This window comes from Caldibacillus sp. 210928-DFI.2.18, assembly GCF_020554505.1.
Classification (GTDB): Bacteria; Bacillota; Bacilli; order Bacillales; family Caldibacillaceae; genus Caldifermentibacillus; species Caldifermentibacillus hisashii.
Genome location: NZ_JAJCHL010000050.1, coordinates 1 through 25,108, shown reverse-complemented (window position 1 = coordinate 25,108; position 25,108 = coordinate 1). Strand labels below are relative to the sequence as shown.

At 37.0% G+C, this 25,108-nt stretch carries 31 protein-coding genes; 21 read left to right on the top strand and 10 right to left on the bottom strand.

The window, feature by feature from the left end; genetic code table 11:
- Nucleotides 1-467: 467 nt before the first annotated feature.
- The 14 genes from LIZ98_RS11340 (at nucleotide 468) to LIZ98_RS11275 (ending at nucleotide 10,170) form a co-directional block, all read left to right on the top strand.
- Nucleotides 468-698, top strand: a complete 231-nt coding sequence (locus tag LIZ98_RS11340; RefSeq protein WP_041846044.1) for a hypothetical protein — start codon at nucleotides 468-470, stop codon at nucleotides 696-698.
- Between the two features lie 90 nt (nucleotides 699-788).
- The gene (locus LIZ98_RS11335) at nucleotides 789-1,724 is read left to right on the top strand and encodes a glycosyltransferase family protein (protein WP_227139662.1); all 936 of its coding nucleotides are present in this window, start codon (nucleotides 789-791) and stop codon (nucleotides 1,722-1,724) included.
- Between the two features lie 206 nt (nucleotides 1,725-1,930).
- Nucleotides 1,931-3,022, top strand: coding sequence for a non-hydrolyzing UDP-N-acetylglucosamine 2-epimerase (wecB, locus tag LIZ98_RS11330; protein ID WP_227139663.1), 1,092 nt, complete (start codon nucleotides 1,931-1,933; stop codon nucleotides 3,020-3,022).
- A complete protein-coding gene (locus tag LIZ98_RS11325) occupies nucleotides 3,015-4,001 on the top strand; it encodes a polysaccharide biosynthesis protein (RefSeq protein WP_108897812.1) in 987 nt (328 codons plus the stop codon). Before wecB ends, LIZ98_RS11325 begins: the two co-directional genes overlap by 8 nt.
- Nucleotides 3,998-4,852 carry a dTDP-4-dehydrorhamnose reductase family protein gene (locus LIZ98_RS11320; RefSeq protein WP_227139664.1) on the top strand — a complete coding sequence of 285 codons (855 nt, stop codon included), beginning with the start codon at nucleotides 3,998-4,000 and terminating at the stop codon, nucleotides 4,850-4,852. Before LIZ98_RS11325 ends, LIZ98_RS11320 begins: the two co-directional genes overlap by 4 nt.
- Entirely contained in the window at nucleotides 4,845-5,753 is a 909-nt protein-coding gene (locus tag LIZ98_RS11315; protein ID WP_227139665.1) for an NAD-dependent epimerase/dehydratase family protein, read from the top strand. The genes LIZ98_RS11320 and LIZ98_RS11315 overlap by 8 nt, the downstream gene beginning before the upstream one ends.
- Nucleotides 5,754-5,758: 5 nt before the next feature.
- Entirely contained in the window at nucleotides 5,759-6,433 is a 675-nt protein-coding gene (locus tag LIZ98_RS11310; RefSeq protein WP_227139666.1) for a glycosyltransferase family 2 protein, read from the top strand.
- A gap of 230 nt (nucleotides 6,434-6,663) precedes the next feature.
- Nucleotides 6,664-7,131, top strand: a complete 468-nt coding sequence (locus LIZ98_RS11305; protein WP_041846051.1) for a hypothetical protein — start codon at nucleotides 6,664-6,666, stop codon at nucleotides 7,129-7,131.
- Nucleotides 7,132-7,148: 17 nt separating this feature from the next.
- Nucleotides 7,149-7,628 carry a stage V sporulation protein AC gene (gene spoVAC, locus LIZ98_RS11300; RefSeq protein ID WP_108897817.1) on the top strand — a complete coding sequence of 160 codons (480 nt, stop codon included), beginning with the start codon at nucleotides 7,149-7,151 and terminating at the stop codon, nucleotides 7,626-7,628.
- A complete protein-coding gene (spoVAD, locus tag LIZ98_RS11295) occupies nucleotides 7,625-8,644 on the top strand; it encodes a stage V sporulation protein AD (protein WP_227091421.1) in 1,020 nt (339 codons plus the stop codon). The genes spoVAC and spoVAD overlap by 4 nt, the downstream gene beginning before the upstream one ends.
- A gap of 29 nt (nucleotides 8,645-8,673) precedes the next feature.
- Complete coding sequence (spoVAE, locus tag LIZ98_RS11290; protein WP_043988638.1) at nucleotides 8,674-9,030, top strand: stage V sporulation protein AE; 357 nt, start codon at nucleotides 8,674-8,676, stop codon at nucleotides 9,028-9,030.
- A 304-nt stretch (nucleotides 9,031-9,334) separates the two neighbouring features.
- A complete protein-coding gene (locus LIZ98_RS11285) occupies nucleotides 9,335-9,466 on the top strand; it encodes a YjcZ family sporulation protein (protein ID WP_072012659.1) in 132 nt (43 codons plus the stop codon).
- Between the two features lie 164 nt (nucleotides 9,467-9,630).
- Nucleotides 9,631-9,888: a sporulation-specific transcription regulator SpoVIF gene (gene spoVIF / locus LIZ98_RS11280; protein WP_034769202.1), complete on the top strand. Its 258-nt coding sequence runs from the start codon at nucleotides 9,631-9,633 to the stop codon at nucleotides 9,886-9,888.
- A 72-nt stretch (nucleotides 9,889-9,960) separates the two neighbouring features.
- The gene (locus LIZ98_RS11275) at nucleotides 9,961-10,170 is read left to right on the top strand and encodes a hypothetical protein (RefSeq protein WP_227139667.1); all 210 of its coding nucleotides are present in this window, start codon (nucleotides 9,961-9,963) and stop codon (nucleotides 10,168-10,170) included.
- A gap of 140 nt (nucleotides 10,171-10,310) precedes the next feature.
- Here LIZ98_RS11275 and LIZ98_RS11270 read toward each other — a convergent pair whose 3' ends face one another.
- The 3 genes from LIZ98_RS11270 to LIZ98_RS11260 form a co-directional block, all read right to left on the bottom strand.
- Nucleotides 10,311-10,742, bottom strand: a complete 432-nt coding sequence (locus LIZ98_RS11270; protein ID WP_227139668.1) for a GNAT family N-acetyltransferase — start codon at nucleotides 10,740-10,742, stop codon at nucleotides 10,311-10,313.
- Between the two features lie 25 nt (nucleotides 10,743-10,767).
- On the bottom strand, nucleotides 10,768-11,277 hold the full coding sequence (locus LIZ98_RS11265; RefSeq protein ID WP_041846055.1) for a YjcG family protein: 510 nt from the start codon (nucleotides 11,275-11,277) through the stop codon (nucleotides 10,768-10,770).
- A 113-nt stretch (nucleotides 11,278-11,390) separates the two neighbouring features.
- Nucleotides 11,391-12,113, bottom strand: a complete 723-nt coding sequence (locus LIZ98_RS11260; RefSeq protein WP_227139669.1) for an alpha/beta hydrolase — start codon at nucleotides 12,111-12,113, stop codon at nucleotides 11,391-11,393.
- 195 nt (nucleotides 12,114-12,308) lie between these two features.
- On the opposite strand from LIZ98_RS11260, the gene LIZ98_RS11255 reads away from it, so the two are divergent.
- Nucleotides 12,309-13,169 (top strand): CvfB family protein, encoded by an 861-nt coding sequence (locus tag LIZ98_RS11255; protein ID WP_041846057.1) that lies wholly within the window; start codon nucleotides 12,309-12,311, stop codon nucleotides 13,167-13,169.
- 153 nt (nucleotides 13,170-13,322) lie between these two features.
- Here the strand turns inward: LIZ98_RS11255 and LIZ98_RS11250 are convergent, their stop codons facing one another.
- The gene (locus tag LIZ98_RS11250) at nucleotides 13,323-14,249 is read right to left on the bottom strand and encodes a manganese-dependent inorganic pyrophosphatase (RefSeq protein ID WP_034769229.1); all 927 of its coding nucleotides are present in this window, start codon (nucleotides 14,247-14,249) and stop codon (nucleotides 13,323-13,325) included.
- A gap of 407 nt (nucleotides 14,250-14,656) precedes the next feature.
- Here LIZ98_RS11250 and brnQ point away from each other — a divergent pair, with 407 nt between their 5' ends.
- The gene (brnQ, locus tag LIZ98_RS11245) at nucleotides 14,657-16,021 is read left to right on the top strand and encodes a branched-chain amino acid transport system II carrier protein (RefSeq protein ID WP_227139670.1); all 1,365 of its coding nucleotides are present in this window, start codon (nucleotides 14,657-14,659) and stop codon (nucleotides 16,019-16,021) included.
- 248 nt (nucleotides 16,022-16,269) lie between these two features.
- Here the strand turns inward: brnQ and LIZ98_RS11240 are convergent, their stop codons facing one another.
- A complete protein-coding gene (locus LIZ98_RS11240) occupies nucleotides 16,270-16,449 on the bottom strand; it encodes a hypothetical protein (RefSeq protein WP_043988635.1) in 180 nt (59 codons plus the stop codon).
- 216 nt (nucleotides 16,450-16,665) lie between these two features.
- Here LIZ98_RS11240 and LIZ98_RS11235 point away from each other — a divergent pair, with 216 nt between their 5' ends.
- The 3 genes from LIZ98_RS11235 (at nucleotide 16,666) to LIZ98_RS11225 (ending at nucleotide 18,542) form a co-directional block, all read left to right on the top strand.
- Nucleotides 16,666-17,445: an SGNH/GDSL hydrolase family protein gene (locus tag LIZ98_RS11235; RefSeq protein ID WP_227139671.1), complete on the top strand. Its 780-nt coding sequence runs from the start codon at nucleotides 16,666-16,668 to the stop codon at nucleotides 17,443-17,445.
- A 194-nt stretch (nucleotides 17,446-17,639) separates the two neighbouring features.
- Nucleotides 17,640-18,128, top strand: a complete 489-nt coding sequence (locus LIZ98_RS11230) for a GNAT family N-acetyltransferase (RefSeq protein ID WP_227139672.1) — start codon at nucleotides 17,640-17,642, stop codon at nucleotides 18,126-18,128.
- A gap of 153 nt (nucleotides 18,129-18,281) precedes the next feature.
- Nucleotides 18,282-18,542, top strand: a complete 261-nt coding sequence (locus tag LIZ98_RS11225) for a hypothetical protein (RefSeq protein WP_041847565.1) — start codon at nucleotides 18,282-18,284, stop codon at nucleotides 18,540-18,542.
- Between the two features lie 386 nt (nucleotides 18,543-18,928).
- Here the strand turns inward: LIZ98_RS11225 and LIZ98_RS11220 are convergent, their stop codons facing one another.
- Nucleotides 18,929-20,119: an MFS transporter gene (locus tag LIZ98_RS11220; protein WP_043988632.1), complete on the bottom strand. Its 1,191-nt coding sequence runs from the start codon at nucleotides 20,117-20,119 to the stop codon at nucleotides 18,929-18,931.
- 394 nt (nucleotides 20,120-20,513) lie between these two features.
- Between LIZ98_RS11220 and LIZ98_RS11215 the strand changes: the two genes are divergently transcribed.
- On the top strand, nucleotides 20,514-21,248 hold the full coding sequence (locus LIZ98_RS11215) for a hypothetical protein (RefSeq protein WP_108897825.1): 735 nt from the start codon (nucleotides 20,514-20,516) through the stop codon (nucleotides 21,246-21,248).
- Between the two features lie 40 nt (nucleotides 21,249-21,288).
- On the opposite strand, the gene LIZ98_RS11210 is transcribed toward LIZ98_RS11215, so the two are convergent.
- Nucleotides 21,289-21,720: a zinc ribbon domain-containing protein gene (locus tag LIZ98_RS11210; protein ID WP_108897826.1), complete on the bottom strand. Its 432-nt coding sequence runs from the start codon at nucleotides 21,718-21,720 to the stop codon at nucleotides 21,289-21,291.
- A gap of 99 nt (nucleotides 21,721-21,819) precedes the next feature.
- Nucleotides 21,820-22,461: an alpha/beta hydrolase gene (locus LIZ98_RS11205; protein ID WP_051989038.1), complete on the bottom strand. Its 642-nt coding sequence runs from the start codon at nucleotides 22,459-22,461 to the stop codon at nucleotides 21,820-21,822.
- A gap of 505 nt (nucleotides 22,462-22,966) precedes the next feature.
- On the opposite strand from LIZ98_RS11205, the gene LIZ98_RS11200 reads away from it, so the two are divergent.
- Nucleotides 22,967-23,782 (top strand): ZIP family metal transporter, encoded by an 816-nt coding sequence (locus LIZ98_RS11200; RefSeq protein WP_227139673.1) that lies wholly within the window; start codon nucleotides 22,967-22,969, stop codon nucleotides 23,780-23,782.
- 179 nt (nucleotides 23,783-23,961) lie between these two features.
- On the opposite strand, the gene LIZ98_RS11195 is transcribed toward LIZ98_RS11200, so the two are convergent.
- Entirely contained in the window at nucleotides 23,962-24,366 is a 405-nt protein-coding gene (locus LIZ98_RS11195) for a YuzC family spore coat inner layer protein (protein ID WP_227139674.1), read from the bottom strand.
- A 245-nt stretch (nucleotides 24,367-24,611) separates the two neighbouring features.
- A complete protein-coding gene (locus LIZ98_RS11190; protein ID WP_227140451.1) occupies nucleotides 24,612-24,860 on the bottom strand; it encodes a hypothetical protein in 249 nt (82 codons plus the stop codon).
- Nucleotides 24,861-25,108: the final 248 nt, after the last annotated feature.

Genomic DNA, 25,108 nt, shown 5'->3' with positions numbered 1-25,108 from the left:
TTTTACCCCACTGATGGTTAGTTGAACCAATCGGGCACTTACGGGCACTTATCTTTCCCCTACATATCTTTGATTTCCCTTAAGCCACAGGAGAAAGATTTAGTGACCGTTTGTGCGGGATAAAGTGAAACTTCCATCAGTGGGGTTTTTTACCCCACTGATGGTTAGTTGAACCAATCGGGCACTTACGGGCACTTATCTTCCCCTTTTACATTTCTGATTTCCCTTAAGCCACGGGAGGAAGATTTAGTGACCGTTTGTGCGGGATAAAGTGAAACTTCCACAGAGGAAGGAGGTGGGATAAAGGAATCAAGGGTGTCTTTGGAATAAAGATTGCCCTTTCTTTATGTTTTTTAACTATTCTCAATTTGTGCACATACACATTTTCATTGGTTTCCCAAGCAAAAAGGGAGGACGATTCATATAAAAGTATAGAAAAGAACAACAAATGAAAGGAGCAAAAAAAGATGCCTTTGCAATTACTATTGTTGCAAATCCAAGCAGCAGGGGTCACGATCAATGAAGTTTTTACATTACCAACCAACATGCCGGGGGAACCTGATTTAACAGGGGTTCGTGTTTTAGAAGTCACCGGAGAAACTGTCACATTTGCAAGAGTCGATTCGCTGGGTGGAAATCGAATTATTGTTCCACTTGATAAAATTGTAGCGGTCGATTACCCGCCTTTTACTCAATAAAACACGAAAAAATAGAAAATAGGTTAAGAGACTGTGCTTCCAATTTAATCGGAAGCTCTTTTCTTTAAGGAAAACGAAAAGAGGGATTCGATGAGTAAAGATGATCGAAAGATATTATTTGTCACGCGTGACCTTTCGAACCGAATTGAAAAAAGTAGCTACTATTTACTTAAGGAATTAAGAAAAAAAGCAAATGTCATCACAAGTGATCTGGATGGTAACATTCACGACATTTTAAAAAACATCAACATACGGCCTGATTTTATATTACTTAATGATCGGAAACCGGATTATTGTCCCCATATAGGCGGATTTACCGATTTGGATATCCCGGTCGGAGCGATTGTTCATGAACTAAAATATAAACCGTATCAAAGAAGCCGATTTTATCAGCGAGAAAACATTCAATATCTCTTTACTCATTATCGAGATGCATTTTTATCCCTTTTTCCGGAATTCCATGATCGAATGATTTGGTTTCCCCATCATGTCCCAATTGATATTTTTAATGATTACCAAATCCCTCGGGACATTGATGTGTTAATGATGGGTGCGATTTATCCGCATTTATATCCCATGCGAGCAAAGTTTTATGAAATATTGAAAAACGAGCCGAATTTTGTTTACCATCCCCACCCGGGTTATCAGGAAATCCACAATTGGAAAAATATCTATGCAGGTGAAACATACGCAAGAGAAATAAATCGGGCAAAAATTTTTGTTACTTGTGACTCAATCGAGCATTATCCTGTCATGAAATATTTTGAGATATTGGCTTGCAATACATTGTTACTCGCCACACCTTCTCAAGAATTGTCCGACCTTGGTTTTATTGATGGAAAGACGTTTGTGGCCGTGAATGAACATAATGTAAAAGACAAGATTACCTATTATTTACAAAATGAAAATGAGCGAAAAAATATTGCCGGGCAAGGTTTTCAAATGGTTCGACGTAATCATTCAACAGAAAAACGAACAAATGAGTTACTATCACATATTAATAAAATCATAGATAAAAAAGCATGAAAGATATCTTATTAGGTTAACACCCGAAAAGTGCATTTTTTCTAAAAATGACAATCGATTTATGTTATCCAAAATCAAATCTTGTGTGGAATTCTTAGATTTATGGGCTAATTACATGATTATTTAAAAATAGAGAAGTAACCAGTCCGTTATAAAAGAAAAAGAATAGTATAGTTGTAAAGCACAAAAAATCAGGAAGTGTTCAGATGAAGGTAATAACGATTTTAGGAACAAGACCGGAGATTATCCGCCTTAGTTTAATCATAAAAAAATTAGATGAATTCTGTGATAAACATATACTCGTCCATACCGGCCAAAATTTCACGAAAAATTTAAGCGACATCTTTTTTGAAGAACTGGAAATTCGCGAGCCTGATTATCATCTGTTTAATCATAAAAACACTTTGGGAAATCAATTAGCGACGATGTTCAAGGAATTAGAACAAATTATTCAGGATGAAAAGCCGGATCAAGCACTTGTGCTGGGCGATACAAACAGTGCTTTAAGTGCTGTTTTATTGGAAAGAATGGGCGTTCCGGTTACTCATATGGAGGCCGGCAACCGTTGTTATGATTTGGCAGTACCGGAAGAGAAGAATCGCCGCGTCATTGATGCAATTGCAACATTCAATTTACCGTATACGCCAAATTCCAGAGAAAATCTGTTACGGGAAGGAATTCCTAATAACCGGATCATGGTGAGCGGTAACCCGATTTATGAAGTGTTGGTTCATTATCAATCAAAAATCAATGAAAGTCATATAAAAACAAAATTACATTTGCAAGAAAAAGATTATTTTCTTGTCACTTGTCACCGGGCTGAAAATGTCGATAACGCCACAAATTTAGCAGAAATTTTAAACGGTATAAATGCAGTGGCGGAACATTTTGATAAGCGGGTGATTTGCAGCATCCATCCCCGAACAAAATCAAAACTAAACAATCTTCAAAATAATAAACTTCATCCATTGGTTGAGTTTCATGAGCCATTCGGATTTTTCGATTTTATCCAACTTCAAAAACATGCCTTATGTGTCATGACCGATAGTGGAACGGTTCAAGAGGAAAGTTGTATTTTTCATGTACCTGCAGTAACGATTCGGAACAGTACAGAACGACCTGAAACGGTAGCGTGTGGAAGTAATATTATTTCCGGAGTCGATGCCAAATCTATTCTTCGGGCAGTAAAAGTCATGGTAGATAGGCAATCTGAATGGGTTTTACCGATAGGCTATGATGATAAATATGTGTCAGATAAAGTAGTTAAATTTATTTTGGGAGGTAAAGGAGTTGTTTGAAGAACAAACCATCTTGATTACCGGAGCAACCGGTTCTTGGGGGCATGAACTGGTAAAACAATTATTGGAAAAAAGGCCTCGTGAAATTCGTATTTTCTCGAGAAATGAAGCGAGTCAAGTGGCTATGCAAAGGAAATTTCAAGACAATAGATTAAATTTCATTATTGGTGATATTCGTGATAAAGAAAGTTTAGTAAACGCAACACAAAATGTGGATTTACTTTATCATCTAGCCGCTTTAAAACATGTACCCGTTTGCGAAGATCAACCAATTGAAGCATTAAAAACAAATGTCATTGGAACGCAGAATGTAATTGAAGCGTCCATCCTAAACAAGGTAAAAAAGGTCATATATATTTCAACGGATAAAGCAGCCAATCCCGCAAACTTCTACGGTTTAACAAAGGCAATTGGTGAACAACTGATCACTCACGCCAACTCACTAACAGACGATACAAAATTTGTCACAATTCGCGGCGGAAATGTCCTCGGAACAAGCGGTAGTGTGATTCATGTTTTTAAAGAACAAATTGAAACGACCGGAAAAGTCAGTATTACGGATAAACGGATGACCCGGTTTTTCTTAACCATTGAAGAGGCTATTCATCTTGTATTCACGGCGACCGAATCGAGTGAGGGCGGCGAAATATTTGTGATGAAAATGCCGTCTTGCCGAATTCTCGATCTCGCCGAGGTATTAATTGAACAATCCGGGAAAAAGGATGTCGAAATAATTGAATTAGGGATTCGTCCCGGTGAAAAAGTCAATGAAGTATTATTTTCAGAATATGAAAGTCAAAACACAGTGCTCTTTGACGAACATTACTTTGTGATTTTACCTACAAAAGATTTTCCAAGATTAATAGAAAAATATCAAAACTGCCAACTTGTCGAAAGGAAGAGCTACAGTTCAAAAGATGATTTAATGACAAAAGAGGAGATTAGAACGTTACTGCAAAGAGGAGGGTTCTTAAGTTGAAAATTCTCGTATTGGGCGGTGCCGGAATGGCCGGTCATATGATTGTCCAATATTTCCAGACGAAGACCGACTTTGAAGTGAGATATACAACGAGGACCCGGAAAAACGGAATTTACTTCGATGCGACAGATCCGACAGCAATCGAAGAAATTATCCGCCAATACAAGCCGGATGTGATCATTAATGTCATCGGTCTTTTGAATGAACAAGCGGTAAAAAATCAAATGGATGCGATTCTAGTAAATAGTTACCTTCCCCATTTTTTGCAAAAAGTCCTTGATAAATATGGCGGGAAGTTAATTCATATAAGTACCGATTGTGTTTTTTCGGGGGTCGTTGATAAAAATTCCAATTTTCGAATAAATGGAAGTGGAAGATATACGGAAAACGATGAACCGGACGGAACATCGGTTTATGCGATGACAAAAGCCTTGGGGGAGATCCGTTCAAATCACCACGTCACGCTTCGTACATCGATCATTGGCCCGGAGTTAAAGGATGGAATCGGCTTATTCCATTGGTTTATGAAACAAAAGGGTCGGATAAATGGCTACCGAAAAGTATTTTGGAACGGCATTACCACATTCCAATTAGCCAAGGTAATTGAAACAGTTATTGAAAAAGATGGAGCTGGGCTTTTTCATATAACGGCTCCTGAAATCATTTCGAAATACGATTTATTAAAACAGATCCAACAAATTTTTTTAAAAAAAGATGTTACCATTCATCCTTATGACGAAATCGTGTTGGATCGTACGCTAAAAAATACGAGAACAGACATCGTTTTTCGGGTTCCGTCTTATGAAAAAATGTTGACGGAATTGTATGAATGGATGGTACGAAATGGTTAACCGGAAAATTCTGATTACCGGGGCGAGAGGGTTTACCGGGTGGCATGCGTGTCAATATTTTCTAAATAACGGCTACCATGTTGTCGGTCTTGTGCGAAAAAAACGTTTCAACAAAGATCTTCCGAATTATAAGGAATGGGAATGTGATTTAACAGATGAATTTTCAGTTTATGATACAATCAAAGCTATTAAACCTGACTATATACTGCATACAGCCGGAAAAAACGATGTGAAAGAATCCTGGGAAAAACCGGCCGAATATGTAACAGTGAATGTATTAGCGACTGTTCATTTATTGGAGGCTGTTAGAAAGGTTAAAAATAACGGGAAAATTTTAGTCATCGGTTCGGCTTTGGAATTCGATCCATCCGGGTTGCCAAATCACCCATACGGCTTGACCAAAACTTTTCAGTCACTTGTTGCGAAATCTTGGCAGACTTTATTTCATTTGCCAATTATGATTGCGAAACCGACCAATTTAATAGGTCCGGGGCCATCCAATGGTTTTTGTTCACTTATCGCTGAAAAAATTGCTTTGGCTGAAAAGGATTGTCTCGCCGAACCCGTTTTGATTGATGACTTGACACAAGAAAGGGATTTTTTAGATGTCCGTGATGCTGTTCGAGCATATGAATTAATTTTATTAAAAGGAAAAATTGGAGAGGTATATCCAATCGGAACCGGCTGTTATCGGACATTAATGAATGTAATTGATTCATATCAATCTTTAACTACCGTTCCTGTCCCCGTTCACATAAAAGCAAATAAACATGACTTGGGCATCGATAAAGGAAAAGGAAGAATGGATTTGACAAATATCCGTGCACTCGGTTGGCATCCCGGTTACCCGTTTCTTTCTTCTTTAAGCGATATTTTAACTTATTATCGAAATAAAGGTTGATTTTTATGCCAAAAGTATCGATTATCATCCCATTCTATAATTGCCCATATGTTTCTGAAGCGATTGCAAGTGCTTTGAATCAAACTTACCAAGAGAGGGAAATTATTGTTGTCAATGACGGCTCGACTAGGTTTACTGAGAAAATCCAACCTTATCTTGAGCAAATTCGTTATATTGAAAAAAGCAATGGAGGAACGGCAAGTGCTTTAAATGCGGGAATTCGTCTATCAGAGGGAGAATATATCGCGTGGCTAAGTTCGGATGATTATTTTCTACCGGATAAACTGGAGAAACAGTTAGAATGGATGATCAAAAATGAATTAAAAATTTGTTTTTCTTCCTTTTACCAGATGAATGAAAAAAGTGAAATTATTGGTGAACCAGTTACCCTTTATTTTCAAAATAATGAGCAAATGGAGCGGACGTTAAAAAGAAGAAATATTTTTAACGGTTCGACAGCAATTATCCACAAAAAAATTTTTCAAGAAATTGGTTATTTTGATGAGAGCCTTTTATACACCCATGACTATGATTTCTGGTTGCGAGTTGCACAAATAACCTCAATCGGCTACTTGGATGTGCCGACTGTTCTTTATCGAATTCATGAAGGTATGGGATCGAAAAAATATAAACCGGGTATAAGGAAAGAGCTGCAGTATATTCGAAATAACAGCCGGTAAAATTAGAAACTGTCCCGTTTTTGCGGGGCGGTTTTTTATATTTATAATGGGAAAACAAAGCGAGTTTTGAAAAGCATATATTTTCGGTAATCAACATATTTCATGTTTACATGCTCACATATCCAAGTGATGGGAAACCAATCCATTCATTTCCAATGCATAAAAGTATGGATTAGGCAAAAAAATAAGTTGAACAAAGTTACATAAATTCAATTTAGTGAGGGAACAAAATGGAAAAGCGTTTGATGTTGTTTATATTTAGCTTAAGTGTTTTATTATTCGGGTGCAGTACGGTTAATGATACACCGGAAACAAGGAGTTCATTAGTACGGACATCTAATCCGAATCCGATTGCAGTCAACAATAAAGATGAAAAATTGGTGGGGGATATTAAAAAAACAGCTTTATCCATTGATGGTATTTATGATGTGGCTGTGATTAAAGGGGAAGCAAAAGATTGTTTAGTTGCATTCAAAGTTCATCACCTTGAGCGATTTCGCATGAAAAAAATTGAAAAACAGTTAACGAAAGAATTACAGAAGCAATTTAAGGATTTGTCTTTTACCGTTTCCAGTGATTTTAAAATTTTTTTGGAAGCAGTTCGATTGAATGAAAAAGTAGAAAAGGAAAATTTGTCCAAGGAGAAAAAGGAAAAACGATTACAAGAGATCATTAAGCTAAGTCGAGAAAAAACGTGATTGGAGAGAAATGGTAGATGGGAAAAAACAAAAAAACTTCGGAACAAAAACAATATGAAAAACTGGAGCAACAACATGAAACAAAACGACCGGTGTTAAAAAACTGTATAAAAGCTTTTTTCGTAGGTGGGACGATTTGCGCCATTGGACAAGCGGTCAGTTATTTTTATATTTACTTTTTTAATTTTACAGAGCAGACAGCAAGTAATCCAACAGTTGCAACGATGATCTTTTTTTCCATGCTCCTGACCGGCTTTGGAGTTTATGATAGATTGGGTCAATTTGCAGGTGCCGGAAGTGCTGTACCTGTGACCGGGTTTGGGAATTCCGTTATCTCAGCCGCTATTGAACATCGCACAGAAGGTTTTGTACTCGGTGTCGGAGGAAATATGTTTAAGTTAGCCGGATCAGTTATTTTATTTGGTGTATTTTCCGCATTTGTTGTCGCATTAATAAAAACAATTGTTATTCAATGGTTTGGAGGTGGCTTTCAATGATTGTCGGAAAAGCCAGCTGGTTTTTTGAAAATGAACCTGTCATTATTGCGACCGGAGTTACTGGAGGACCGTTTGAAAAAAATGGAAAGCTAGCAGAGGACTTTGATCTCCTTTATGACGATTTATGGATGGGTGAAGACTCTTATGAGAAGGCACATCGGCTTTTGATTGATGAAGCTTGTCGGATCGCTCTGGAAAAGGCTGAATTAACAAAAGAGCAAGTGAACTTTATGATTGCAGGAGACTTGATCAATCAAATTACGCCAACGAGTTTTGCTGCCAGATCACTCGCTGTTCCGTATTTTGGCATATTTGGTGCTTGTTCAACCTCAATGGAAGGGCTGGCTCTTGCTTCTTTTCTAATTAATGGAGATGGTGCCGATTATATCGTTACAGGTTCAGCCAGTCATAACGCTGCGGCAGAAAGACAGTTTCGTTATCCGACAGAATATGGCGGTCAAAAACCTCCGACTGCCCAATGGACGGTGACAGGTGCAGGTTATGCAATAATTGCCAAACAAAACAAAAAATATAGTGAAAAACCGAAAATTACTGCAGCGACGATTGGAAAAGTCATTGATATGGGGTTGAGTGACCCGTTTAATATGGGCGGAGCGATGGCACCTGCTGCAGCAGACACGATTGAAACGCATTTTGAAGAAACCGGGAGAAATCATGAATATTATGATCTGATTGTTACCGGTGATCTGGGGAAAATTGGACGGGCAACAGTCCTTGATCTTCTTCATTCAAAAGGAATACATATTCCCGAAGAAAAATTTCTTGATTGCGGTTTAATGTTATATAAAGAGGAACAACCTGTTCAAGCGGGTGCGAGCGGGGCTGCTTCTTCAGCGACGGTAATTTATGGTCATTTGCTTAAACAAATGAACTATGGTTTTTATAAAAAAATTTTATGTGTTGCGACCGGTGCACTATTATCCCCAATGACTGTTCAACAAAAAGAGACGATTCCTTGTATCGCCCATGCCGTATCTATTGAAAAAAATTCATAGATGGTGAACCTTAAAAAGGAGGAAAAATGATGTTAGCAATGTTTTTTTGGGCATTTGTTGTTGGTGGCCTATTTTGTGTTATCGGCCAGTTGCTTTTTGATGTGGCTAAATTGACACCGGGTCATACGTTAAGTTTGATGGTTGTTGCGGGTGCTGTTCTGGACGGACTTGGTCTATACGAACCATTAATGGATTTTGCCGGGGCGGGGGCAACTGTTCCGATCTCCAGTTTTGGGAATTCATTGGTACATGGTGCGATGCAGGAAGCACAGGCTCACGGTATTATTGGCGTTATTACAGGCATGTTTGAAGTAACAAGTTCAGGAATTTCGTCAGCGATTATTTTCGCATTTATCGGCGCACTACTTTTTAAAGCGAAAGGGTAAAGGGATTATCACCATTTGAGGCAAGATGGACTTTTTTCTGGCAACAAGATCCTTTCTCGTAACCATTTTGAGGCAAGATGGACTTTTTCTTGGCAACAAGACCCTTTCTCGTCGACTTTTTTAGGCAAGGAACACTTTTTTTAGCGACAAAACCATTTTTTATGAATCCTCTTCAATTTGTTTCTTTCGTAAAAATAATCCTCTTTTGTCCGATTTTTTTGAGAAAATCAAAAAATTGCCTATACAAACTTACCTCTTTCTACATAAGCTAAAATGTAAACATAAAGAAGTGAGGTGAATTTGTATGTCTTGGGGATACGGAAGTTGCTATTCCGGATATGGTTATGGAGGTTCCGGTTACGGTGGTAATTCATTTGTTTTGATCGTTGTCCTGTTCATCCTTTTAATTATCGTTGGTGCCAGCTATTTATGTTAATATAAAAAGGGTTGCCCATAAAGTTATTGTTTAACTTTTGGGCCCCTTTTTTTTATATAAAAAACCTCCTTTTGGAACAGGCACTTTTCCTAAAAATAGCCTGAACCATTCCAGAACTCATGCATAAAATAAAGTAGTTTTGAAAGGGAGTGTGAGAACAAAGGATGGAAAACAATTTCTTTAAAAATATAGAGAAAAAAACCGGTGTAAACATGAATGACATTTTTCAATTAGCTAATTCCATACAAGGTGCCAATTTACAAGATGAAACGACGGTTCGCCAAGTAGTAAAACAAGTATCAAAAATTGCGGGTCGTAATATTCCGAAAGAAATGGAAGACAAAATTGTTCAAACGATTATTCAAGATGGTAAAAAGCTTGATTTTAACACAATTGCAAATATGATGAACAATAAAAAGTAAGGTGCAACACCCTTACTTTTTATATGGTATAATATAAGTGTAAGGGGATTCGTTTTTAGGGAGGGGATTTCAATGGTAGCCATTTTACCTGTAAATCGCCAAGACTATACGCAATATGTTGAAAGAGTTCTCAATGCTAACGATAAAATGAAATCCGTTGCGGCTGTAACGAAAGCAGGCCGGGTTCCAGCGGTATTAACAGGCGCTTATTTATATAATGAAAAAAAACAGACACTTTTTTTTGATAAAGAAAAAGGGCAATATATAGATATCATTGTTTAGAAAATGTGAGCACAAGTTGGAAAGACTATCCGAAATCGTAATCGGACAGTCTTTTCTGTTGTCATTACCGGGCGCCGGGCTACAGGAAGTGTTCAGCTTATGTGTAACAGGACGTTGCGAATTTAGCTCTGCGCTTTTCTTTAAAGTTCCATTTCCATCGCTTTATGAGGGATTCCTGCATCCAAAAATTCACCTGAAGTTACGGTAAATCCCAATTTTTCATAAAAAGGCAGTGCTTGGGTTTGGGCATTGAGTTTCACTTTCTTTGCGCCTGTTTCTTTTGCATAACGAATAATTTCGTCCATCAATTGTTTACCGGAACCGTTCTTTCGATAGTTCGGTAAAATACAAATTCGTTCAATCTTTCCATAATCTTCCACTTCACGGTATCGTCCGGCTCCGATTGGCTCATTTTCGTCATTATACATAACAAAATGGGTTGCTTGGTTTAATTGATCGTATTGGTCAATTTCTTCCTCAATTGGAACCTGTTGTTCTTGAACAAAGACGATTTTTCTTATTTTTAACGCAGCTTGAAACTGTTCTTCGTTTGTTACTTTTACTACTTTCATCACTGTCACATCCTGAGCTGATAAGTTATTTTCCTAATAAAAATGTTTCGTACACATTCCATATCCCATTGTCTAATTGATAAAGTAAGTGGAACCGGTCTATCGTTTCGGTATGCTCAATTTTTTGCAAACGCAGCTGACTGAATACATCTGCATGTTCACTGTTCGATAAGCTTTGACCAATGGTAATATGGGGAACAAATGCGTATTCAGGAGGATTACCGAAAGAGCCGGAATTTAATTCTTTAAATAATCCTTCCAGTTCCGCAGTTGGTTCGACCTTTAAATAAATGACGTTGTTTACAGGATGAAAAGAGCTAATTTTATTTGTTCTTAATTCAAACGGTTCATGTCTTTTTGCAATCTCTTCCAATTTTGCGGAAATTTCTACTAATTGTTCTTCGTTTGTTTCAAATGCAGCTTTTAGTGTCAAATGGGGCGGAATAAGTGAATATTTTGAGTCATATCGTTTTCGATATGAGTTAGCAAAATCCTGCAATTTTTTAGACGGAAAGATGACAATTCCAACTTGCATTAAGAATAACCTCCTTTAATTTGGTTCCTTCATGTCATTCTTTTATTATAACAAATATGAATCAGTTAGAGAAATAATTATTTGACTATAAAAATTATTGGGTAATACAAAGATTATAAAGGGAAAAGTTCAGTAAGTCCACGTTTTAAATCTTTTTGCCAATATTTCCAAGTGTGATTGCCCTCAATTTCTTCATAAAAATAGCCAACCGGCTTTTTCTTTAATTTTTTTGCCAGTTCTCTGTTAGGAGCGAGAAAATCTGCCGTATTCCCGTCTGTCATATCGACCTCTGTTTCCCGGTTGCCGATGACATGATATATTTTTAACCGGTTCCAATCCTTAAAATTGTCGACTTCTTCATAAACATATTCGTCAATATATGGTGAATGAAGCATTACTTTTCCAAATATATTCGGGTATTTTAGCGCTGTTAGTAACGATATCGTTGCCGCCAACGAATCCCCTGCCAATGCACGGGATGAGGCTGTTTCAGCAACAGAAAATTGCTTTTCAATAAATGGAACGAGTTCATTGGCTAAAAATCGCCGATAATTTGCCGAAAGTTTGCCTTCCGGGTGATATTTAACCTTGCGATCCGGTACGTTCTTATAAGGGATACCGAAAAATAAAATCGGTTCAATTTCACCGTTTTCAATCAAATCATCTAATACTCGTGCAATTCGCCCTAATTGAAAATAATCTTTTCCGTCTTGGGCAATACAAAATGGATATGTATATAATGGTGTATATTGCGGCGGCAAATAAACCAGAACTTGGGTTTCCTCCGCTAATTCGTTACTGAAGAATGTTAAGTCTTGAACAGTACCTTTTGTCATAAAAAATCCCCCATACTTTGTTTTTTCAAAATCTATATTAGCATAAGTTTATTTTAATAGTGATGAATATGACTTCAGGGGAACCATGATAGTCATGTATACTTTTCTCTGTATATTTTAAGGAAACATTGGTAAAATCAAATAATCTGGAAATGATAACAATTGAAAGTTGGATAGAAGGAAGGAATTTTGACGATGGGACATTTACAGGCTGGTACAGTTGTTACTCTAGAAGTGGTCAGAAATACGGATTTTGGGCATTTCCTTAGCGATGGGTCAAATGATGTATTACTTCATAAAAATGAGCAAAACGGTGACATACAAATTGGTCAAAAAGTGGAAGTGTTTTTATTTCAAGATAAACAAGGACGCTTGACTGCGACAATGTCTTTACCTGAAGTTCGGGTTGGCACCTATGGCTGGTGTAAAGTTGTTGAAGTGAAAAACGATTTAGGTGTGTTCATCGATATTGGAACAAGTAAAGATATTTTAATCCATAGAGATGATTTACCAAAGCTCAAGGAAGTTTGGCCGCAAATCGGGGGCAGTTTGTATTGTACATTAAAAACAGATAAACGCGGTCGTCTTCTGGGAAAATTAGCGACGGAAAATGTAATGGAAGAATTATTCGTAAAAGCGGATCGTAATGTATTAAACAAAAATGTAACGGGCATTGTTTATCGTACTTTACATAGCGGTACTTTTATTATCACTGAAGAAGGTTATCGCGGTTTTATCCATGAAAGTCAACGAGATAAGGAACCGCGGGTGGGGGATCGTGTGACAGGGCGGATTATTGATGTCAAAGTGGATGGAACAGTTAATGTCTCTTTATTAAAGCGAGGATATGAAACATTGGACGATGATGCTGAGAAAATTTATACTTATTTGCAAAGTCGCGGCGGAAGTATGCCATATTCGGATAAAAGTGCCCCGGAAGATATTGAAAAACGTTTTTCCATGAGTAAGGCTTCCTTTAAACGAGCACTTGGAAGACTATTAAAAGCAGGAAGAGTGTATCAAGAAGAGGGCTGGACGTATGTAAAGAAAGACTAAATAGGGGAAGATTCCGGTATTTAGAAGAAAGTGAACGAATTTCAATTATATTAAGATATATAAAAATTCACAGCAAAGATGCAAGTTCGGCATAAGGTTTGTGTATAATTTTTCAAAGACCACCACGTCTAAATTTGACGTGGCGGTTATCCTTTATTCAGCAGCAGCTGTTAACACCGGTACAACTTGTTTTTTCCTGGAAACAACACCTTCTAATAGGGCAGTATTATTTTCTAATATCACATTATATGCCTTTTCAACGAGCGCTGTATTCGTACCGAGGGCAAGAGCCGTTGAATTACTGTTTAAAATATCTGTGATCACAAACAAAAATAAATCAAGTCCTTTTTCATCGATAACCGATTGAATGGCAGCTTCCACTTCATCTTGTCTTGCCAAAACATCTTGCGGATCAACCGTATTAACCTGTGCAATAATCACTTTGTTTCCGCCAATATTAAATGGTTTGGCATCAAGGGAAATTAACTGTTCAGCTGTCTTTGAAGAAACATCTGCTCCGGCTTTTAACATTGCCATTCCGTATGTTTCCAACTCTACATTAGCAATTTCAGCAAGTTCTTTTGCTGCTTGTACATCTTCTTCAGTGCATGTCGGTGATTTAAAAAGCAGAGAATCAGATATGATTGCGGAAAGCATAAGACCGGCAATATCTTTCGGAATGACAACATTGTTTTCTTTGTAAAGTTTTTTAATAATCGTTGCTGTACATCCGACCGGTTCAGCACGGTAGTATAATGGATCAGCCGTTTCAAAATTGGCGATCCGATGATGGTCAATAACTTCTAAAACTTTAACGCCTTCAATATCGTCTGCGCTTTGACCTCGTTCATTATGGTCAACTAAAATTACTTTATCCGTTTCTTCGGTCACTTTTTGGACAAGGCGGGGCGTATCAACTTTGAAATAGTCAAGCGCATATTGGGTCTCGCTGTTTACTTCACCAAGACGAACCGCTTCTGCATCATATCCCAATTCTTTTTTTAACTCCGCATAAGCGATTGCCGAACAAATTGTGTCTGTATCTGGATTTTTATGTCCGAATACGAGTATCTTTTCCATTTGTGCCTCAACTCCACTTCCAAAATTTCTATTCATTTTAACACTAATATGGTACTCCAAATGAAAAAAATTAACAATATTTTCAATGAAATTATTGGAAAATCATACGTTTATGCAAAAACTATTATTTTATAATACTCAAGACTCAAGAATTATTCGACATACTTCTTCAAATTTCTTGCAAATTATGATATACTTTTATGGTCTGAAATAAGAAGAAAAATAGTAAGATTTAATTAATTCGGTATATGAAAAAAACAATAATTTATTTAAAAGATAAAATATTCCTGGAATATTTTTTTAGAATATGATATAACAAGACTAATAAAATTTTTCTAGTATAATTTTACCTTTATTTTCTGAAAATTCACTATTAAAGGGAGAATAGTACAATCAGGAGGCGCAAAATGGAGAAAGAAAAAGTGTCATTTTCAGAGTATTTAGTGATTGGAGTCATGTTATTTGCACTGTTTTTTGGAGCGGGTAATTTAATATTCCCGGCACATCTTGGCCAATTGGCAGGGGAAAACCTTTGGCCGTCGATTTTTGGATTTTTGATCACGGGTGTTGGATTACCGCTGTTAGGAATTATTGCCATTGGATATTCCGGAACGAATAATTTACAGGAGTTATCCAGCCGTGTACACCCTATATACGGTATTTTATTTACCAGTTTGTTATATTTAACGATTGGACCGTTTTTTGCAATTCCGAGAACGGCGACGGTACCGTTTGAAGTGAGTATCTTACCGTTAATGGGAGACGTAAATCCAAAGATTAGCTTATTCATATTTTCATTCCTATTTTTTGCATTGACCCTTTGGTTATCATTAAATCCAAGTAAAATCGTTGACCGGGTTGGAAAGTTATTATCACCGGCCTTAATCATACTGTTAATTGTTTTAATTGTTCTTTCGGTAATTAACCCGATTGGATCAACGGGCAGGGCACAAGGTGAATATTTATCAAGTCCGTTTGCAAAAGGTTTTGTAGAAGGCTATAACACGATGGATGCCTTAGCTTCTTTAGTATTTGCAATCATTGTTATCAACGCGATTAAGGCATTAGGTCTTAAATCAAACAAAGGAATTTTGCTGGCAACTTTCAAATCAGGTGTTATTTCAGCGCTTTTCCTCGGAATTATTTATATTGGGATTGCGTACATGGGCTCAATCACTGTTCAAACGTTTGGTTTGTTTGATACAGGCGGACCGGTGTTAAGCAATGTTGCTTCATATTATTTAGGTAATTTTGGTTTAATCGTGTTGGCAATGATTATGATTCTTGCCTGCTTAACAACAAGCATTGGTCTGATAACTTCCTGTGCAGAATATTTTAATACGCTTTTACCTAATGTAAGTTATAAAGTGCTGGCAATTATTTTTTCCGTTGTCTCATTTGTTATCGCCAACTTTGGGCTGGCTAACATTATTGCATTCTCGGTTCCGGTATTAATGTTTCTCTATCCATTGACAATTGTGCTTATGTTATTAACATTTGTTTCGCCATTGTTTGACCATTCGCAAATTGTATATGCAGGAACAATCGGTGTCACTTTCTTAATTAGTATTGTTGATGGATTGAAAGCACTATGTGATTCGTTAAATATAGATTATTTTGGCTGGTTGTCATCAATCATATCTTTTTATAATGATTTCCTGCCTTTATATAGTCAAGGTTTAGGTTGGTTGGTTCCGGCCGTCATTGCCATCGTGTTAACAACAGTAATCAGTAAATTTTTTGTAAGGGAAGGAAAAACGGTTATTCAATAGAATGAAAGATGCATATAATGTATTTGAGCTGTCTCTAAGATTGGGGACAGTTCTTCTTTTGGAATAAAAAACAACATGGTGGATCAAAAGCTCCTTTAAGCAAAAAAAGTGACTATTTGGTACCCCGCCAAATAGTCACTGATTGATAACCGACAAATTAGACGTAGGCGGGTATCCCTCTCCCACTAATCTTTCCCGTTTGACTCGAATTTGGAGAGGGATCCTTGACTTACGTAAAAAATCGCCGTTTACCGAGTTTTCATATGAATATTTTTTCCGTTTCCTTTTGCAAGCGCTTGATAGATTCCCAACCCCAAGAAAACCATTGTTAAAACAAACATGATTAATGCGGTTCCATAAGACCCTGACATACTCACAACCCAATAAAGAAGCATAAAAATAAGCGATGCGACAAATGATAAATTCATATATAAAAACCCCTTTCCGACCGTTAAAATAAAAATTATTAAACACTTTGTCAAATTTGTTACGTTTTATTGTCTATATTTTAAAACTCCGGTGAAAAAAAGTAAAGAAATATGATTGCGATTTCATTATTTTTATATAACCAATTGTCGTTGATTTACAATTGTAGAAAATCTATATTTTTTTGGGAAAACGAAAGGCAAAAGAGGGAGTACATCATGAAAAAATTTTTCCTTGGCTTCATAATTCCTGTTTTTGTGTTAATGATTTTCGGGTTCAATATGCGGATTGATTTTTTTCAGACCAACAAAATAATCCCGCCGGACCAAGTGAAAGGAATGAAAGCGGAAAATATGGATGATACTTATTTAAATTATTTTCAATCAGTCCTGGAAACGAAGGGAAAATTAAAGATTGCAGTAATGGGTAGCAGTGTAACAAAAGGAACCGGTTCCTCATCACCAAAAATGAGTTGGCCATCTAGGCTTAAAACTTTTTTACAAGAAAGGAATGAATTAAAATACCGGGACATTCAGCTTGTCAATTACGGGTTTTCCGGATTTAAGGCAGAAGATTTATTGAAAGAAGGAAAAGCTGATCAACTGATTTTGGAAAAGCCGGACTTTATTATTCTGGAAACATGTATCATTAATAACTATCGACAATCATCAACCTTATTTGAAACAATAAAATACATTGATGATTTAGTAAATAAAATAAAGAAAGAACTTCCCGGTGCAAAAATCCTAATTATTTCACCAAATCCGATCCTTTCTTCTAATAAAAACCAAGTCGGCTTAACGTATGAGGATTACCAAATGCAAACCGCGGCCTATTTCCAACAAGAAGGACTAAACTATATGAATATTTACGAGGAAATGAATAAATTGGTATCCCAAAATAACCAAAAACTTCAAGATTACTTGGCTGACGAAATTCACCCGAATGATCAAGGATATAAAGTTTGGTTTGAAAGTTTACTCAAACACTTATTTTGAGATAATTTATAGAAGATGTTCAAATAATCCGGTAAAGAGCAAATTCTCTATTCCTCTCTTGGATAAGAAATCATATTCGCTGGAGCCTCGGTACCTGAACTACTCAGTTTTTTTCATCTCAATTTACATATGTATTTTCTTCCATAAAAATGTGTATTAAGATAGGGTTAGATGTTTTATGGGAGGAACAAGTTATGTTACGTATTCGTGAAGCTGAAGTAGAAGATTTACCGGAAATGTTAGCTATTTATAATTATGCGATTAAAAATTGGACGGCGACTTTTGATCTTGAGGAACAAACACTAGATCAGAGAAGAATATGGTTTAATCTGCATGGTGATGAGTACCCTCTTATTGTTGCCGAAGTAGATGGAACAGTAGCAGGTTACTGCAGCCTCAGTCCATTTAAAGATAAAAAAGCATATGAAAAAACTGTAGAGATATCGATTTATCTTTCCGAAGCATATCACGGGTTTGGTATCGGAAAAAAACTAATAGAAGAGATAATCTCCAGGGCAGAACAATTAAACTACCATACGATCATTGCTGTGATTACCGGTGGGAATAAAGCAAGCGTAAAACTCCATGAAAAATTCGGATTTGAATTTGCCGGATGTTTGAAAGAAGTAGGGTATAAATTCGGGGAATGGTTGGATGTTTGCTACTATCAGTTACGCCTGTAGAAGCCGCCATCGTGTACACATAATTTATTCCTAAAATTTCTTATTAGTTTAAACTCAGTTCCTTGTTCGAACTCTATACTTTCTATTATGTTCATACCTTTGAAAGGAATCGGGCAAACTGATAATAAATTCGAACTGGGGGCTGTATAACAAATGAAGATTGAAGGAATGATCATATCCGGGGAATTCGATAAGAATGCGCAGGAATTTACGATCCAAAAAATTAAAAATTGGTATACCGAGACAGTAGTAAAAGAAGAGCAAGTTGAAAAATTATATACTTATTTAATACGAAATAAGGAAGCAGAGGAGCAAATACTCACTCTTTACGATCAATTATTAATACGACTAACAAAAGAAGAAATGAGCCAATTGCTATCCGATTTAGAAAATGTCGTTTCTCTTTATCAGTAGTATCAAAGGTTGCCGATTAACGGAATAACTTTTCGAACATGCCTCGGGACTAGAAAGAATTAATAAAATTTATAAACCCGTTTACTGATAACTGCGAAAATGCGTCTGTGTCTGCCCCATTGGCAACTTTTTCCAGGTGTTCAAACTAACTTCAGGAAAAAGCCAGACGCATTTTTTCTTCATGCAGTGTGATTTTTTACTGTTAATGAATATGTTTTAAAGAAAAATCTTCATACATTTTCTTCGTTCGGTGTTTAGTAATGGAGGAAATCAAAGTCCTCCCCGATGCCCCGCTTAAGCGACAGGACGTGGATAGGTATACGTTTCAACAGGGCACCCTTAGCCGGCCGGTTTATATGTCAAAATGTGCGGCACATATGTTTTTCCTATTTTGCGAACAATTTATTTTCATTCGGTAAAAGTGCTGCCAAAACCGCACCGATTAACGGTAATAAAGAAAGTATCGTAAAGACGGTCGAAACGCCTAATAAATCCGAAATACTGCCTAAGAATACGGAACCGATTCCCCCTGCACCAACACCGAAACCAATTGATAATCCGGATGCCAGTGCAATATTTTTCGGCAATAATAATTGCATATAAACAACACTGATAGAAAAAGAAGAAAGTACAGTAAAGCCGAATAAAAGTAACACGATTACGGAGAGAAAACCACTGGTATGTGGGAAAAGTAACGCAAATGGTGTTGCCAAAAACATGGAACCGACCATGAGCCGTTTCATCCCAATTCGATCCGATAGCAAACCGCCAATAAATGTTCCAAGGGCCCCTGCTCCGACAAAAATAAAATTCAATAGTTCTGATTGCTCCAAAGTTAAGTTGCTTAAATAAAAAGGTAAAAAGATAACGACTCCAACCTGACACCATGACCGTAATAAAATGACCGTGACTAATAAAATAGTGCCGGGCAAATGATTTTCTCCCGGTAGTTCCTTCTTCTTAAACTGAAAATCTTTCACTTTCCCGTTAAGCCAGTTTAACAATGGAACGGTCAACACCAGGGATAACAAAGCAAGAGGTAAAAGCCAGATCAGACCATCAATTCCGGTATGAACGAGAAATAACGGAATCATTAACGGTCCAAAAGCTTGCCCTCCATTTCCGCCAACCTGAAAAATTGCCTGAGCCAACCCTTTCTTTGTACCTGATGCAAAATGAGTCCCTCTTGAAGCTTCCGGATGAAATACACCTGAACCGAATCCTGAAATCGCAACAAAAATTAATAACCAAATTAAATTCGGTGCAATTGCAGTCAGTGCCAACCCTGATATTGAGAGAAATAAACCGACAGCAAAAAACCATACCCGTGGCTTTCGGTCAGTTAACACACCAAAAATGGGCTGTGTAATGGAAGAAGTTAAATAGGAAATTAGTACAATTAATGTTGATTGCGTATAGTTAAGATTGAATGCATCTTTATACATAACTACAAGTGCCGGTACCATACCGGTCGTGACTAAGTCATTTAAAAAATGTGCCCCGCTAAACGTGTATAGTGCCCGCCGATAAAAACTATCTTCACCAACAATTGGGGCATTTTCAATCTTTGCTTGCATAAAATCGCCTGCTTTCAGTTACTAAAAAAAGGATATATTTCGTATTTTAACATAAAAGTGATATGAGTCGGTCAAGAAATTTTTGCATTTACAGTTAAGAGGAATTCGACTAATGTTTTTTCGACATTTATAAACTTTTGCTAAAAATATAGATGGTTTTCAATCGTAAAATGAAATAGTACAGCCAAATACAGACAAATACAGACAAATTGACAACATATTCACCATATTTATCTTTTGTTTGACAAAATTTCAACAGCATTTGTGAGAAACTGTCTAACAATTTTTAAAGGGTTTCCGTTCATATTGTCAAATTTATTTATATACAGGTAAAAATTGTTTGATTTTGCGAAAATTCACCGGTAGAAGATTTATTGGAAAAGGGGAGAGTAAGTTGTACTGGAGAATAAGTGACTTTACAGAAGAGATTAAACAAGCTGTCGGGGACGAAAAATTGAATCGAAAAACGGTGGATATTTGGTTTAAAAAATTGGAAGAGGAAAGAATTCATTATGTCAATCGAACAGAAGATACAAATGAAAAGGTATATAATGAGCTTGATTTACGAATCGGCATTTTTATAAAAAAGAAGCGAAATGAAAATTGGTCACTAAATGCTATTTTTAATGAGATTGCCGATCAATTGGAAGTTCGACCACTTCCCGTTGAACATCTCGAACCAGCTAAAAATGAATTACCGGTCCCGTCAATTGCTAATGTGTTGCAGCATTTGAATCTGAACCGCTTTAAAGAGGAACTACTTGTTGAGATTCGAGGTGCTATAGAAGAAGTTGCCGCCGGTCAGTTGCTTGAGTTGAAAAACCAAGTTGAATCAATCGCCCAGCGGATATCAGCACCGGATAAAACAGAAGATGAGAGAGAAAGAAGATTTCAAGATATGATCGTAAAAAGGCGAGTCGAGTACCAACTGGAAAAAGAGGCACTTCTGCTTTGGACAGCGAAACCGGTGGAAGAACGTTTCAAAAAGGTTGGATTGCTACGGAAAGAGGAAGACATTACAAAAAGAGATCTATTTGTTAAAGATTTTATTAATCGCCATTTTGCTGAACGCTTAAAGAAAGAAATTATTTTTGAAGAAAATGCTAAACAAGAAGAGTTACCGGTTTAAACATTTTATAAGTCAGGGAGGGATGGTGGCTTGGGTAATGTTACAATAATTTCCCGTCCCTGTCTGAGGAATTTTTATTTTTATTTACCGGGTGATAGTAATGAAGAAAAGCATCTAGATTTTGCAATTCTTTTTCCAACTGTCTTGCTTTTTTTACCGTTTTTTTAAATTTTCTTAAATCTTGTTTTTTCAATTCGGGACATTCCGGGTTTGTTTTCATCCAATCAAAATATTCACCTATGTATAGATTGGCCGGTTGATGACATCTTGGACAAATGGAAGGTGTTGAATAGGTTAAATCGATTAATGATTGTAATTCTTCTTGATATTTTCGGTGTAATTTTCCGCAAGATGTACATTGATATAATGTATTTAAATCGTCTAGTTCTATTTGTTTCGTATTAGTTTTCTTCATTATGGTATAAGTACTCATTAAAATAATAAAAATGACAATGAAAATGAGAGGCCACATAAGATCATCTCCGTGTTATACCATTTTCGTGGGTAATGATGGGGCAAGTATAAAGAGAATGCCCCATATTCAATGAAACGAGAGAGGTGTTACTTAAATTCATTGTAAACGATCTTTCAGCCAAACTTGGATATCTTCAAAATTTTCCTGGGTTACCCAATGACCTGCTTGATAGGATTTGAAAGTAACATTTGCTCCACGTTCTTGTAAAAACTCTTTACTTGCAACTCCCCATGAAAACGGCAATACTGGATCATCCTCGCCGTGGGAAATGAACAAGTTAAGATGTGCAAGTTCAGTATTTTTATACTCCGCTTTAATAAATGCAGGAATATATCCGCTTAAGGCAAGAACTCCTTTTATTTTTCCCAAATGTATTATGGCATAAGTCATTGATAAAATGGCCCCTTGGCTAAATCCCATTAAAAATAAGTTGTATTCATCAATCGGATAAGTCTTCGTTGCAAACAAAATAAAGTCATCGACCATTTTTATCGTTTGTTTAAAACTGTTCTCGTTCGGTTGACCGAGGTCTTCCATAGTAAAAAAAGCGTAACCCGGTGGTTGTACAATGGGTCCACGGAGACTGAAAATAAACATTTTTTCATTGAATGCCTGTACAAGTGGCGGTAAGTCAAGTTCGTTGCTACCCATACCGTGGAGAAGAAAAATAGCCGGGTACTTTTTGTCTGTTTCTATCGTCTTCGGTTTCATTAAGTTAAAATAAAGTGGTGCTTGCAAATATTTCACTCCCTCTCAACAGGTTTATTTATCTTCTATCATAGCAATAATAATGAGAAAGATAAAATTATTTTACCCCCGTACAAACGGTCACTAAATTTCCCCTTAAGTTTGGGAAAATAAAAGAAGAAAAGGTGGCCTATAAGCTTAGGTGATTCAAAGATGATAAACGGGAAGATAAGTGCCCGATTGGTTCAACTAACTACCGGTGGGGATAAGGAATCCCACTGGTTGTAGTTTCACTGCACCCCGCATGAATAGCAAATCAAGGGCTCAAAGCTGTACTATTGACAAAAAGAATAATGGAGAAGTAAAATTTTTACTGCAGGAAACTTTTTAAACCAAGGCCATACTTGTCGTTTGAATCATTTTCTATATTCCAAATGCTTTAAGACAATTTTTCGAAAGTGAACGTCATGTATACAAAAGAAAAATGGAATATATAGATAAGAACAAATAAACAAACAAGAACAGACAAGCTTGATGTAAGGGGGAAAACGAGATTATGGTAAATTTATTTCAAGATTTGAGTCCGATTGGACAAACTTTTTTAGCAACATTATTTACTTGGGGAATGACTGCTCTTGGCGCCGCCCTTGTTTTTGCAACAAGAGGAATGAGGCAAAAATTGTTGGACGGTATGTTAGGTTTTGCCGGTGGAGTAATGATCGCTGCAAGTTATTGGTCCCTGCTTGGGCCTTCAATAGAAATGTCGGCAAATCTTAGAGTTCCCGCTTGGTTTCCGGCTGCCAGCGGATTTCTAATAGGCGGAGTTTTTTTATGGGGAATTGATAAGTTATTACCACATCTCCATCCAAATACACCACTTAGTCAGGCGGAGGGTTATCATCCAAAGGGAAGAAAAAGAAGTACGTTACTCGTGCTGGCAATCACCTTGCATAATATTCCGGAAGGGCTCGCTGTCGGGATTGCCTTTGGTGCGGTGGCTAACGGAACAAGTGATGCAACATTGGCCGGGGCGATCGCTCTTGCACTTGGAATCGGAATCCAAAATTTTCCTGAAGGTGTAGCTGTCTCACTTCCGTTAAGAGGGGAAGGAATGACGAAAATGAGAAGCTTCCTTTACGGACAATTTTCCGGTATGGTTGAGCCGATTGCCGCAATTATTGGTTGTATCGCAGTGACCTTCGTTGAGCCGCTATTGCCATATGCATTAAGCTTTGCTGCCGGTGCGATGATTTTTGTGGTAGCCGAAGAGGTAATACCCGGTTCACAGGAAAAGGGAAATAAGGATTTGGCTGCGATGAGTTTAATGGTAGGATTTGTTATCATGATGATTTTAGATGTTGCATTTGGATAGTGGACTGTTTTTTAGACAAAAAAATCGAGTATGAATCTTGATTGGAAAACGGGATTTAAGGATAGACCCGCTTTTTCAAACAGAAAAATTTTATATTTTCCAAGACTTTTAAAGGAATATTCACTTTGAATTGGAAAGTATTGCACGGACTGGTTAACACAGCCAAAATTCCCAACATATTACCAACGCAGTTCCATAACGAGTTGGCAGCAATTAAATTGATCATTGGAATTATCTAAAATAATTTGTATCGATGTTGGAGTAAAATGAACATGAAAATGAATATTTATACCGGTTGAACGGATTAGCTCTTCTACTCTTGGTTGATTGGACAGTTGGGCAGTGTTCATTAGTTCATAAGCATATTGGTGATCTTCTACAACTTTATTTACAAATCGACTGGCTTGTTCCATTAATTTTTGAAATTGCCGGGCAGATGTTTCAAATTTTCCAATGTTAACCGGTGGAAAAGGGCTTTGCTTCCGGATTTGAGTTGACATATTAGATAATGGAATCCGATAAAAACTCGTTACCGGGCTAAACGAACAAGAATATATTGGAATGATAACGGGATAGAAGTACACAAATGAACCTCCTCAGTTTATTCTGTTTACATGTTCTATCCTATGTACATTAGCTTGGCACAGTTAACAACAGAAAAGGGGTCACAAGTTTAATGAAGATGCATGCCCTATTATACCTAACATAAAAGGAGTTTCGTAGTTAAAAAAGTGGATTTTCCGACGAGAACGGGCCTCGTCGTCAAAAACGAGCATTTTACGCCTTAAAATGGTGACGAGGACAGGTCTCGTCGCCAAAAACGAGCATTTTACGCCTCAAAATGGTGACGAGAATGGGTCTCGTCGTCAAAATCGGGTGTTTTTTGCTTGAAAAAGTTGACGAGAAAGAGTCTCGTCGTCAAAATCGGATGTTTTTCGCTTGAAAAAGTTGACGAGAACGGGTTTCGTCGCCAAAAACTAGTATTTTTCACCTCAAAATGGTGACGAGAATAGGTCTCGTCGTCAAAATCGAGTATTTTTCGCCTCAAAATGGTGACGAGAATGGGTTTCGTCGTCAAAAATGGTCATATCTCACCTCAAAATGGTGACGAGAGTAGGTCTCGACGTCAAAAACAAGCATTTTTCGCTTCAAAATGGTGACGAGAATGGGTCTCGTCGTCAAAAACGAGCATTTTTCGCCTTAAAATGGTGACGAGAATAAGTCTCGTCGTCAAAAACGAGCATATCTCACCTAAAAATGGTGACGAGAATAGGTCTCGTCGCCAAAAACGAGCATTTTACGCCTCAAAATGGTGACGAGAATGGG

What these genes read in the sequence shown, in the direction of transcription:
- LIZ98_RS11340 (WP_041846044.1), top strand. Translation starts at nt 468, where the DNA reads ATGCCTTTGCAATTACTATTGTTGCAAATCCAAGCAGCAGGGGTCACG.
- LIZ98_RS11335 (WP_227139662.1), top strand. Translation starts at nt 789, where the DNA reads ATGAGTAAAGATGATCGAAAGATATTATTTGTCACGCGTGACCTTTCG.
- wecB (WP_227139663.1), top strand. Translation starts at nt 1,931, where the DNA reads ATGAAGGTAATAACGATTTTAGGAACAAGACCGGAGATTATCCGCCTT.
- LIZ98_RS11315 (WP_227139665.1), top strand. Translation starts at nt 4,845, where the DNA reads ATGGTTAACCGGAAAATTCTGATTACCGGGGCGAGAGGGTTTACCGGG.
- LIZ98_RS11310 (WP_227139666.1), top strand. Translation starts at nt 5,759, where the DNA reads ATGCCAAAAGTATCGATTATCATCCCATTCTATAATTGCCCATATGTT.
- LIZ98_RS11305 (WP_041846051.1), top strand. Translation starts at nt 6,664, where the DNA reads ATGGAAAAGCGTTTGATGTTGTTTATATTTAGCTTAAGTGTTTTATTA.
- spoVAC (WP_108897817.1), top strand. Translation starts at nt 7,149, where the DNA reads ATGGGAAAAAACAAAAAAACTTCGGAACAAAAACAATATGAAAAACTG.
- spoVAD (WP_227091421.1), top strand. Translation starts at nt 7,625, where the DNA reads ATGATTGTCGGAAAAGCCAGCTGGTTTTTTGAAAATGAACCTGTCATT.
- spoVAE (WP_043988638.1), top strand. Translation starts at nt 8,674, where the DNA reads ATGTTAGCAATGTTTTTTTGGGCATTTGTTGTTGGTGGCCTATTTTGT.
- LIZ98_RS11285 (WP_072012659.1), top strand. Translation starts at nt 9,335, where the DNA reads ATGTCTTGGGGATACGGAAGTTGCTATTCCGGATATGGTTATGGAGGT.
- spoVIF (WP_034769202.1), top strand. Translation starts at nt 9,631, where the DNA reads ATGGAAAACAATTTCTTTAAAAATATAGAGAAAAAAACCGGTGTAAAC.
- LIZ98_RS11275 (WP_227139667.1), top strand. Translation starts at nt 9,961, where the DNA reads ATGGTAGCCATTTTACCTGTAAATCGCCAAGACTATACGCAATATGTT.
- LIZ98_RS11270 (WP_227139668.1), bottom strand. Translation starts at nt 10,742, where the DNA reads ATGAAAGTAGTAAAAGTAACAAACGAAGAACAGTTTCAAGCTGCGTTA.
- LIZ98_RS11265 (WP_041846055.1), bottom strand. Translation starts at nt 11,277, where the DNA reads ATGCAAGTTGGAATTGTCATCTTTCCGTCTAAAAAATTGCAGGATTTT.
- LIZ98_RS11260 (WP_227139669.1), bottom strand. Translation starts at nt 12,113, where the DNA reads ATGACAAAAGGTACTGTTCAAGACTTAACATTCTTCAGTAACGAATTA.
- LIZ98_RS11255 (WP_041846057.1), top strand. Translation starts at nt 12,309, where the DNA reads ATGGGACATTTACAGGCTGGTACAGTTGTTACTCTAGAAGTGGTCAGA.
- LIZ98_RS11250 (WP_034769229.1), bottom strand. Translation starts at nt 14,249, where the DNA reads ATGGAAAAGATACTCGTATTCGGACATAAAAATCCAGATACAGACACA.
- brnQ (WP_227139670.1), top strand. Translation starts at nt 14,657, where the DNA reads ATGGAGAAAGAAAAAGTGTCATTTTCAGAGTATTTAGTGATTGGAGTC.
- LIZ98_RS11240 (WP_043988635.1), bottom strand. Translation starts at nt 16,449, where the DNA reads ATGAATTTATCATTTGTCGCATCGCTTATTTTTATGCTTCTTTATTGG.
- LIZ98_RS11235 (WP_227139671.1), top strand. Translation starts at nt 16,666, where the DNA reads ATGAAAAAATTTTTCCTTGGCTTCATAATTCCTGTTTTTGTGTTAATG.
- LIZ98_RS11230 (WP_227139672.1), top strand. Translation starts at nt 17,640, where the DNA reads ATGTTACGTATTCGTGAAGCTGAAGTAGAAGATTTACCGGAAATGTTA.
- LIZ98_RS11225 (WP_041847565.1), top strand. Translation starts at nt 18,282, where the DNA reads ATGAAGATTGAAGGAATGATCATATCCGGGGAATTCGATAAGAATGCG.
- LIZ98_RS11220 (WP_043988632.1), bottom strand. Translation starts at nt 20,119, where the DNA reads ATGCAAGCAAAGATTGAAAATGCCCCAATTGTTGGTGAAGATAGTTTT.
- LIZ98_RS11210 (WP_108897826.1), bottom strand. Translation starts at nt 21,720, where the DNA reads ATGTGGCCTCTCATTTTCATTGTCATTTTTATTATTTTAATGAGTACT.
- LIZ98_RS11200 (WP_227139673.1), top strand. Translation starts at nt 22,967, where the DNA reads ATGGTAAATTTATTTCAAGATTTGAGTCCGATTGGACAAACTTTTTTA.